The 10,030-nt window shown below is 39.9% G+C and carries 9 protein-coding genes; 6 read left to right on the top strand and 3 right to left on the bottom strand.

The features are described from left to right. The first annotated feature begins 200 nt into the window (after positions 1-200). On the top strand, positions 201-812 hold the full coding sequence (locus NO346_RS12610; RefSeq protein WP_256415382.1) for a TetR/AcrR family transcriptional regulator: 612 nt from the start codon (positions 201-203) through the stop codon (positions 810-812). A 520-nt stretch (positions 813-1,332) separates the two neighbouring features. Here the strand turns inward: NO346_RS12610 and NO346_RS12605 are convergent. Together NO346_RS12605 and NO346_RS12600 are read right to left on the bottom strand one after the other, a co-directional pair. Then, entirely contained in the window at positions 1,333-2,235 is a 903-nt protein-coding gene (locus NO346_RS12605; RefSeq protein WP_256415381.1) for a GGDEF domain-containing protein, read from the bottom strand. A 360-nt stretch (positions 2,236-2,595) separates the two neighbouring features. Further along, on the bottom strand, positions 2,596-3,162 hold the full coding sequence (locus NO346_RS12600) for a 5'-nucleosidase (RefSeq protein ID WP_256415380.1): 567 nt from the start codon (positions 3,160-3,162) through the stop codon (positions 2,596-2,598). A 183-nt stretch (positions 3,163-3,345) separates the two neighbouring features. Here NO346_RS12600 and ribF point away from each other — a divergent pair, with 183 nt between their 5' ends. From ribF to NO346_RS12575, 5 genes are all read left to right on the top strand, one after another. Further along, a complete protein-coding gene (gene ribF, locus NO346_RS12595) occupies positions 3,346-4,347 on the top strand; it encodes a bifunctional riboflavin kinase/FAD synthetase (RefSeq protein ID WP_256415379.1) in 1,002 nt (333 codons plus the stop codon). Between the two features lie 60 nt (positions 4,348-4,407). Beyond that, the gene (ileS, locus tag NO346_RS12590) at positions 4,408-7,245 is read left to right on the top strand and encodes an isoleucine--tRNA ligase (RefSeq protein WP_256415378.1); all 2,838 of its coding nucleotides are present in this window, start codon (positions 4,408-4,410) and stop codon (positions 7,243-7,245) included. Next, positions 7,238-7,777, top strand: coding sequence for a signal peptidase II (gene lspA / locus NO346_RS12585; RefSeq protein WP_004907358.1), 540 nt, complete (start codon positions 7,238-7,240; stop codon positions 7,775-7,777). The genes ileS and lspA overlap by 8 nt, the downstream gene beginning before the upstream one ends. After that, positions 7,770-8,252 (top strand): peptidylprolyl isomerase, encoded by a 483-nt coding sequence (locus NO346_RS12580; RefSeq protein ID WP_249570887.1) that lies wholly within the window; start codon positions 7,770-7,772, stop codon positions 8,250-8,252. Before lspA ends, NO346_RS12580 begins: the two co-directional genes overlap by 8 nt. A gap of 104 nt (positions 8,253-8,356) precedes the next feature. Beyond that, complete coding sequence (locus NO346_RS12575) at positions 8,357-8,899, top strand: NADPH-dependent FMN reductase (RefSeq protein WP_256415377.1); 543 nt, start codon at positions 8,357-8,359, stop codon at positions 8,897-8,899. Between the two features lie 296 nt (positions 8,900-9,195). On the opposite strand, the gene NO346_RS12570 is transcribed toward NO346_RS12575, so the two are convergent. Further along, on the bottom strand, positions 9,196-9,843 hold the full coding sequence (locus NO346_RS12570) for a HEPN domain-containing protein (protein WP_256415376.1): 648 nt from the start codon (positions 9,841-9,843) through the stop codon (positions 9,196-9,198). Positions 9,844-10,030: the final 187 nt, after the last annotated feature.

Below are 10,030 nucleotides of genomic sequence, written 5' to 3'. Positions count from 1 at the left end.
TCATTGATGACTTTATTCTCGATAAAAATCATCTCCTACCACAGAGAATCTATAAATAATAGTGCGTAAGTCCTAATCAATTAGATCGCTTCAATTCATCTTGGAACTGCGTATTTTTCGACAAAAAAACTGTGTTATTGTGCACAAATCGGACAATTTATCTTACAATGTCAATGACATTTTTTGAATCAAGCTCGCAGATGGAACAGAAAAAAAGTACACAAAAGCGCAATCAACTGCTGAATGCTGCCCTCGATGTTTTTTCCGTCTATGGATTCAGTGGAGCTAGTCTAGATGAGATTGCCCAGCTCGCAAATATGCATAAATCCAATATTTTCTATTATTATGAAAATAAAGAGTCACTTTATGTTGAAGTACTGACAACCGTACTGCAAAAATGGCTCGCTCCTTTACAAACCTTAGAATCAGAACTTGAGCCAACTGAAGCTCTGACTCACTATTTAATTCAAAAAATTGAAAGCTCACGTGATCAGCCAAAGGCTTCTCGTTTATTTGCCCTCGAAATTATTCAAGGTGCGCCGCATATTTTACCAATCTTAAAAGGCCCTTTGAAAAAGCTATTTAAGCGTAAAACCAAGGTGATTCAAACTTGGCAAGAGCAAGGTAAATTGTCGGCAGAGATTGACCCTGAATTGTTGATTCTCAATATCTGGGCAATCACTCAAAACTATGCTGATTTTTCGACGCAAATAGAAATGGTTACGGGTAAAACTTTACGTAACCGTAGCATGTTTCAACGCACGGTTGAGCACACTGTGCATATGATGTTATACGGCGTATTACCACGTTAAATTTTCTTTAGTTACAAGCTTTAATTTTAGCGATTGGCGTACACAAAAAAAGCGACTGTGTTAGTCGCTTTTTTCTTGCTAAATAATTAAGGCGATTATTCAACTGAGCTAATCAAAAGTATAGAAAATTGATTAATAAACATACATGAAACGTGAAAGATCAAGAAAAACCGTTCCAGAACGCCGTTTACTGAAAAGAATTTAGTTAAGATATTGATAATAAAAGAAAAATTAAAGAATTTCGCATAAGGTGTATTATGTTAATTTTAGATAAACTTAATTTTTAATATCCATATAGCAGCTTTAAACAAAGTTAAAGAGTTAGACCGACCACATACCCGAATTGTCACTTAAATTTGTTTAGCTTGGAGAAACTCTATATTTAAAAGCTTCATGCAAAAAAGCCGAAAAGAATCAAAACCGTGTGTTAGCATTATGGAAATAATAGTAGCGTTTTTGGTCTCTAAGATTTTTTTGAATCGAATATCATTGACTTAAGTCGTTATTCGTAACAGCGCTCTCAGGCCGATACAATTCTGTCTTTCCCCGCATTTTTAGCTTCATATAGAGCTAGATCAGCTCGTTTGATAGTGTCTTTGTATGAACGATCTTCCGGCACTATAACTGTCACCCCAATACTAACCGTGACAACTGAACTGTCCACTGAAAACTGGCTTAACTCTTTTTTGGAACTGTCATGTATACGCTTGGCAAACTGAATTGCCTGCTCATGCTCAGTATTGGGCAAGGCAACCACAAACTCATCACCACCCAAGCGGCAGGCACAATCAGTCTTCCGTAGTGTTGAGCGAAGAATGTTAGCTACTGCAAGAATCGCCTCATCGCCCACGTGATGCCCCTTGCCGTCGTTGATTTTTTTTAGGTTATCAAGATCCAACATCAAGATGGAAGTTGGCACTGAATACCGTACGTATGACTCATAGTCTAGCGTCAACTCATGCTCTAGTTTTCTTCGGTTGAAAAGGCCAGTTAGCTGATCGGTATCGCCTAGTTCTCTCAGTCTGATTTCCAGGTCGTGTCGCTTTGAAATATTACTTGCGACCCAGAGCACCACATCTTCGTCGTCCACAGAAAAACTCAGTGCCTGGATGCGTCCTTCAAACCAAATCGGTTTTTCAGGACCATGATCGGGTAGACCTTTTACATCACTGTTGCTCAATTCGTACTCTTCGATGATTAGTTCTCCAGACTCCAGAGTCCGGCCAATCTGTTCAAGAAACCAGTTGGCCTTATCAGGCTTGATTAAATCCGAAATATACAGACCAACGAGACCGGAACCATCGTGATAATAGCGCTTATCACGACCACCAAATACCGCAACGTACTTTCCACTTCGGGACAAGATAAAGGCAGGGTCAGGTAATGTATCAAGAACTATGGACATCTGCTCAATGTTAATCATGAAGCACTTCTTCTGCTTGATTTACAATAATTAACACATTACTCAAATAAAAATAAAATGCACGTATTTTTTGACCAAAAGCTACTACTACTGGCTATTTGGTGGGTACTGTTGGGTAATCCTCCCATAAATAACCGAAGTTAAAAGTAGAGGTACACATAAGTTAAAATTTTATAGAATTGCTTGAGTGTAAAATCTCTAATTAGCATGTATTGAAAACATGTATATTTATCTAAAAAGAGAACTATTTAACATAATGGGCATTATGCGAACTCAACACAAAATAACACTTTAGTTTCAACAACTCACCCACCACAAATAAGTCCACTAATTACATACCACAGTATTCAACCATTGCATTTAAAAATGGGCTTGATACAGCGCCAATAATTTCTGTGCCCCCATCAGCAGATTCTCTTCCCAATCTAAATGAGCCGTATCATTGGCACCATCTGTAATATATTTGACTGAAATCAAACGCACCCCAAGCTTCTGGCACACTTTGGCGAGGGCATAGGCTTCCATGTCCACCAGATTACAGGATACTTTTGGCTGTCCTGTTTCAAAGGAGTCACCTGTACCACAGATCCCTTTAGGTAAATGTTCAAAATGCGGCTGAACATGGATTTCGGCAGGAATGTCCTCATCCATCGGTGTCACACCTACGGCAAAACCCAGCGGTGACACATCCATGTCCCGTTGTACAAAAGTAATCACCTCAACCAGACTATGTGCATCGAAGTGCGAACTGCCTGCACTGCCTAAATTGATCAGCGTTTTGCATCCCGTATTTTGAATCACCTCAAATGCCTTGAATGCTGCATTAATTTTGCCAATGCCACTATAGTGAACCTGAATGCCTGCCTGCTCAAACAGACCCTTTGATTCATTCGGCAATGCCATGATTAAAGCAATATCAGACTGCATCGTGATCATCCAACAATTTAAAATGCGTAGTGTAGCGAATTATCCACCAGAATAAAGCGGGCTAAGCAATCATCCTAAAAAGCCTTTCTCCGAATTTTTTACTGATGAAAAACACAACAACAAGACGAAACGCTGAGAATATGGCAATATATAGCCTTTGCAAAATCACTGTATTTAACGCCCATGAAGTTGCTTCGTCTCAACGCATTATCGCCAGATTTTCAGTTACCGCCGACTGCGGTAACGATTGGCAATTTTGATGGTGTCCATCTTGGTCATCAAGCGATGATTGCCCAACTGAAAACATTGGCTGATGCCAAAGGCTTAAAAACATTAGTGATGATTTTTGAGCCACAACCGCTTGAATTTTTTAAAGCTTATGATGCACCTCCTCGCATCAGCTCGCTCAGAGAAAAAGTAGAATATTTAACTGAACTCGGTGTGGACTACATTGCAGTTGCGAAATTTGACCAATATTTTAGAAGTTTAAATGCCACTGAATTTGCTGATCTACTTAAATTAAAACTCAATGCACAAAGCTTAGTGCTAGGTGATGATTTTCATTTTGGCAAAGACCGCCAAGGCAACAGCGAATTTTTACGCGATTATGGCTTTGACGTGACCAATTTAAATACCGTCGCTTTAAATGGTGAACGTGTCAGTTCAACCCGTATTCGTCAAGTTCTACAAGAAGGTGATCTGGCATTAGCAGCCAAACTCTTGGGCCGTCCTTATAGCATCACAGGCCGAGTGCAATATGGAGATCAGATTGGTCGAACCCTTGATTTTCCAACCATTAATGTGCGTTTAAACCGTCACAAACCCTGTTTAAACGGGATTTATGCGGTGGATGTGGTCTGTGAAAATGCATCATTAAATGCAAAAGTAAAACATTCAGATCCTACCCTCAACGGGATAACAGGCTATCAAACTGACAGTTTGTTTGGTGCAGGTCATGTCGGGACACGCCCAGCCATCAAACAAGACCAACCAGAATGGCGATTAGAGGTACATTTCCCTGATGTTTCTGCTAATCTGTATGGCTTATTGATGCGGGTAACTTTTCTTCACTATCTACATGGTGAACTGAATTATCCTTCGCTTGAAGCACTCAAAGCTGGAATCGATGATGATGTGCAAAAATTACGAGACTATCGTGAACGCACACCAGAATTTCCTTTTTAAATTTAAATTTCATTTGTAATACATGTCAGTTTAGACTGATAAAACTGGAAGAAAACTTGCATGAGCGATAAGCAAACTCCTGAAAATGCAGTGGATTATAAAGCCACACTCAATTTGCCAGATACTGAATTTGCCATGAAAGCAAATTTGGCTGTGCGTGAAGCCAAATGGTTAGAAGAGTGGTATGCCGACAACATTTATCAGCAGATTCGTGCATCGCGTATTGGCAAGAAAAAATATGTGCTTCATGACGGTCCTCCATATGCCAATGGTCAAATCCATTTGGGTCATGCAGTCAATAAAGTCCTCAAAGACATTATTATTAAAAGCCGTGTTATGGATGGCTTCGATGCGCCATACGTACCAGGTTGGGACTGTCACGGTCTGCCAATCGAACTGAAAGTAGAAGAAAAAGTCGGTAAAGTGGGCGTTAAAGTTGATGCCTCAACTTTCCGTAAAGCCTGCCGTGAATATGCCTACATCCAGGTTGAATTACAGAAAAAAGACTTCGTGCGCATGGGCGTGTTTGGTGATTGGGATAATCCATACCTCACCATGAACTTTAAGCAAGAAGCAGACATTGTTCGTTCGCTTGGCGCAATTGCCAAAGCAGGTCATATCGAACCCGGCTTAAAACCTGTGAACTGGTGCTTGGATTGTGGTTCTGCGCTCGCAGAAGCTGAAGTTGAATATGAAGATAAAAAGTCTGATGCGATTGATGTTGGCTTTACAGTTGTTGATCTTAAAGATTTAAGCAGCCGTCTTGGTGTTGATGTCCAAGATGTGACGGATATTGTGATCTGGACAACCACACCTTGGACGTTACCTGCCAACCAAGCCGTTGCACTCCATGCTGAAATTGACTATCAATTGGTTCAAGTGACAACTGAGCATGGCAAGCAAAACTTTATTCTTGCCAAAGATCTGGTTGAATCTGCAATTGAGCGCTATAAGCTTGAAAATCCAGTGGTACTGGCTGATTTTAAAGGTTCAGCAATCGAGAATGTCTTATTACAACATCCTCTGATTACTGATCGCCAAGTGCCTGTTATTTTAGGTGAACACGTTATCGCAACCAGCGGTACAGGTGCAGTACATACCGCTCCTGGACACGGTGTGGACGACTATAAAGTTGGCTTACAGTACAACCTAAAAGTCGATAATCCTGTCGGTGGTAATGGCGTATATTTACCAACTGCACCGATTTTTGCGGGTGAGCATATTTACAAAGCCAATCCAAAAATTATCGAAGCTTTGGGTGCTGTCGGTCGTCTATGGGCGCATCAGCCAATCAAACACAGCTATCCACACTGCTGGCGTCATAAAACCCCAATTATCTTCCGTGCGACACCTCAATGGTTTATCAGCATGGATGCTAAAGGTTTACGTCAGACAGCCTTGAATGCGATTGAAAATGACATCGAGTTTGTCCCAGATTGGGGTAAAAATCGTATTCAATCGATGATTGAAGGACGCCCTGACTGGTGTATCTCACGTCAACGGACTTGGGGTGTGCCAATCCCATTCTTTGTACACAAAGATACCAATGCTTTGCATCCTCGTACGCCTGAATTGATCGAAGAAGTCGCTCAACTGATCGAACAAGAAGGGATTGATGGTTGGTATAACCGTGATGCGAGCGATTTTATTGGCGCAGATGCTGAACAGTACAATGCCGTACGCGATACACTTGACGTTTGGTTTGACTCAGGTACTACACATTATGCAGTGTTGCGTGAACGTGAAGAGTTACAAGACCCTGCAGATTTGTATCTTGAAGGTTCAGACCAACATCGTGGCTGGTTCCAATCGTCATTGTTAACTTCAATTGCGATTAATGAACGTGCACCGTATAAAGGTCTACTCACTCACGGTTTCGTCGTGGATGAGAAAGGTCGTAAAATGTCTAAGTCATTAGGCAACATCATCACCCCACAAGACATCATCAAAGATATGGGTGCAGATGGTTTACGTTTCTGGATTGCTTCGGCTGACTATCGATATGAAATGACCGCAGGTAAAGAAATCTTTAGCCGTGCGTCTGATGGTTATCGTCGTATCCGTAACACGTTACGTTTCTTGTTGGCAAACTTAAATGGTTTCAAGCCATCAACAGATGCTTTACCTGTAAACGAATTGATCGCATTAGACCAATACATCTTGCAACGTGCTGCTGAAGTACAAAAAACCATTCAGCAAGCCTATGAAGAGATGAACTTCCACATTGTAACTAACGCATTGACCAATTTCTGTATCAATGACTTAGGTGGTTTCTATCTCGACATCATCAAAGATCGTCAGTACACCACCAAAGCGGATTCACAAGCTCGCCGATCAGCACAAACTGCGCTGTATCATTTAGTACAAGCTTTTGTGCGCTGGATGTCACCAATCCTGAGCTTTACTGCTCAAGAAGCTTGGCCATTGATCCCAGAGCAAACTGAGAAATATGTATTTACTGCTGAATGGTATGACATCCCAACGGCATCAACAGCAAACTTGCTTTCAGAAGCAGATTGGCAAACATTGATTAGCGTAAAATCAGCAGTAAATAAACAGATTGAAGCAGCACGTAACGCTAAACTTGTTGGTAGTAACTTATCTGCAAAAGTTGAACTTTGGGCAGATGAAGCATTACAAACATTATTAAATCAGTTGGCTGATGAATTACGTTTCGTCTTGATCACGTCTCAAGTCATCGTTTACCCGTATGCTGAACAAGGTGAAAACACGGATCTCTCAGGATTACGTGTCAAAGTTTCTGCGGCTGATGGTGAAAAATGTGTACGTTGCTGGCATGTATTGCCAGACGTGAATACCCACGTTGGTCATACTGGTTTATGCGCTCGTTGTATCGTCAACGTCACTGGCAGTGGCGAAGTGAGAAAGTATGCCTAATACACAAGCAAAAAAAGGCTTGTTCCAGTTTTATCCTCATAATCTCATGTGGCTTGGACTTTCAGTCCTTGCCATTGTGTTAGATCAATGGACAAAATGGATTGCAAGTACACACTTAAACTATGCCGATCCTGTTCCTGTATTACCTTTCCTGAATTGGACATTACTGCATAACTATGGTGCTGCATTCAGTTTTCTCTCTGATGCTGGTGGCTGGCAACGTTACTTTTTTACTTCTTTAGCAGGCTTTGTCTCGATTATCTTTATTTTTTGGTTAATGAAAATGCCAAAAAAAATGATCATCCTTCCGATGGCAATTGCATTAATTCTCGGTGGTGCTATAGGCAACCTCATAGACCGCGTCTCATTGGGTTATGTCGTTGACTTTATTCATGTCTATTATCAAGACAGTCACTTCCCTGCTTTTAATATTGCAGATAGTGCGATTACCTTAGGAACAATCCTGCTACTTATTGATACTTTCTTCCTTGAAAAGAAACGTATCCAAAATGCGGAAACAAAAAATGTCTGAAATTATCCAACCAAACGAAGAAATTCGCATTCAAGATGGCTCAAAAGTCGACTTACATTTTTCTGTATCCATTGAAAATGGTGTTGAGATTGACAATACACGTAATCGTGAAGAACCCGTCAGCCTCGTAATTGGTGATGGTAACTTACTGCCAGGATTTGAAAAGGCATTGTTTGGTTTACGTGCAGGCGACCGTCGTACTGTACATTTACCACCTGAAGATGCGTTTGGTCCTTGGAATCCTGAAAATATCCAAATCTTCGATACTGTAAAGTTTGAGCAACGTCCGATCGTTGGTCATATGATTGAGTTTGAAGATAAAGCCAAAGCGACCTTGTTCGGTATCGTAAAATCCGTCAATGATGACACTACAGAAATTGATTTTAACCATCCTCTTGCTGGTAAAAATATTACCTTTGAAGTAGAAATTTTCAGAGTCACACCGGCTGGTCAGCAAGGCATCAAATTGATGTAACAAAAAAGCTCTCAAATGAGAGCTTTTTTTTACGCTAAAGAAAAGTATAAGATCATTAAAAGTATTCATTTTTAAAATCAAAGCAATAACACAGGAATTTTACTATGCTCATTTATATTATTGTTGGTAGTGTTCGCGAAGGCCGCACGGCAATTAAAGTGGCCAATTGGGTACTACAAGCAACCACTGAACTCGCATTAAAAGATATTCAAACCGAAATCATCGATCTTAAAGAGTGGGACTTACCTTTATTTGCAGGTGCTCATCCTCCAGCTTCTGGTATTTATGATCAACCTAAACAACAGCAGTGGGCAGATAAAATTGCGCAGGCACAGGCATTTATCTTGATTAGCCCTGAATATAATCATGGCTATAGTCCAGCACTCAAGAATGCCTTGGACTATCTCGGTAAAGAATGGCAAGGCAAATCTGCTGCTTATATTGGATATGGTTCAACCAATGGCTCACGTTCAATTGATCAAATCCGTCAGGTAGGTACACAACTTGGGCTGGTTGATTCTAATGCGGTTCTTGAAATCCGAGATATTTTTAAACGAAACCAAACAGAAACTTTTGAGGCAAATGAATTTGAAATTAAGACACTCAAAGCCATGATTGAAAAGCTACAAAAATATCATGTGCGATAGATGTCAGCTCAAACCTACAATAATCAGCGTCTTTAACCAATATACTGCCATCAACTTTAGCTTTAATCTATCAATCATAGAGAGACAGGAAGTCTCATTCAGAACAACAGGATGTAGTTGTTTAAAGGAAATAAACGACAATAAACTGAATATGAAGAAGCCCCCTCAGGATGAAGGGGCTTCTTTTTGTTTATCATTTTTATATATGATTTAAAGACTTTTAAGATACGTAATCACTTACATATGTTCTGCCCTGCGACCTCGCTCTGACCTTTATCACAGATTGAGGTAACTGCTTATTTTGGAGCTTTTCTCCATGGTTGTACAGTTGATCCAACAGTCGTATGGAGAAAAGTACACATCTCAGAATCTATTGCTAAACACGTTTGATAGATTAACTGACAATATGTATTTAACTCTGTAATTGTTACATAATCTGTAAAACGACCATTATGAGCTATATTACCTCTAAGAGTTACAAAATCATCTATATCATTTTTGCCATTCGGCCATTTAGATACAACATCTGAAAAACCTAAATAATTTTTAAATAAAATTTCCAACTTCGCTGCTTTTGGAGTATTTAACGCTTTAACTTCATTACAACAAGCTGCATCATAAACCGATCTCCATCTCAAACCTGACATTTCCAATGGCTTCAAATCATGCCTAGCTTCTTTAACATGTTTAGCCAAATGTTTTTGAACATCAATTGGCAAATTAAAGGGGCTATCTAATTTGTTTGCCAAATATCTAGCCGACTCTATAATCAAAGATTCATTATATAACTCCCAACATGCACATAACATTACTACGCCACTGTGTGTCAAATGACCTAGTGCTCGCTTTCCTCTATGATTGGGGCTAATTTCATTATGAGATTCAATCAATCTATAAACATCTATCATATTCACTCTAAAATGTTTAAAAGCTTGTGATGGCATATTTAATTCTCCTTATGATAATACCTTTTATTAATTCAATCGGTTTTTATTGCACTTCTCTTTCTTCAGAATAAAAAACACCCCTAACCGTTAGGTTAGGGGTGTTTAGTATTTAAAAGCTGGCGATGACTTACTCTCACATGGCAAGTGCCACACTACCATCAGCGCTAAGAGGTTTCACTTCTGA

It is taken from the genome of Acinetobacter sp. 5862 (genome assembly GCF_024494585.1).
In the GTDB taxonomy this organism is placed as follows: Bacteria; Pseudomonadota; Gammaproteobacteria; order Pseudomonadales; family Moraxellaceae; genus Acinetobacter.
The sequence above is the reverse complement of the archived record's forward strand: the minus strand, read 5'-3'. Positions and strand labels throughout refer to the sequence as shown.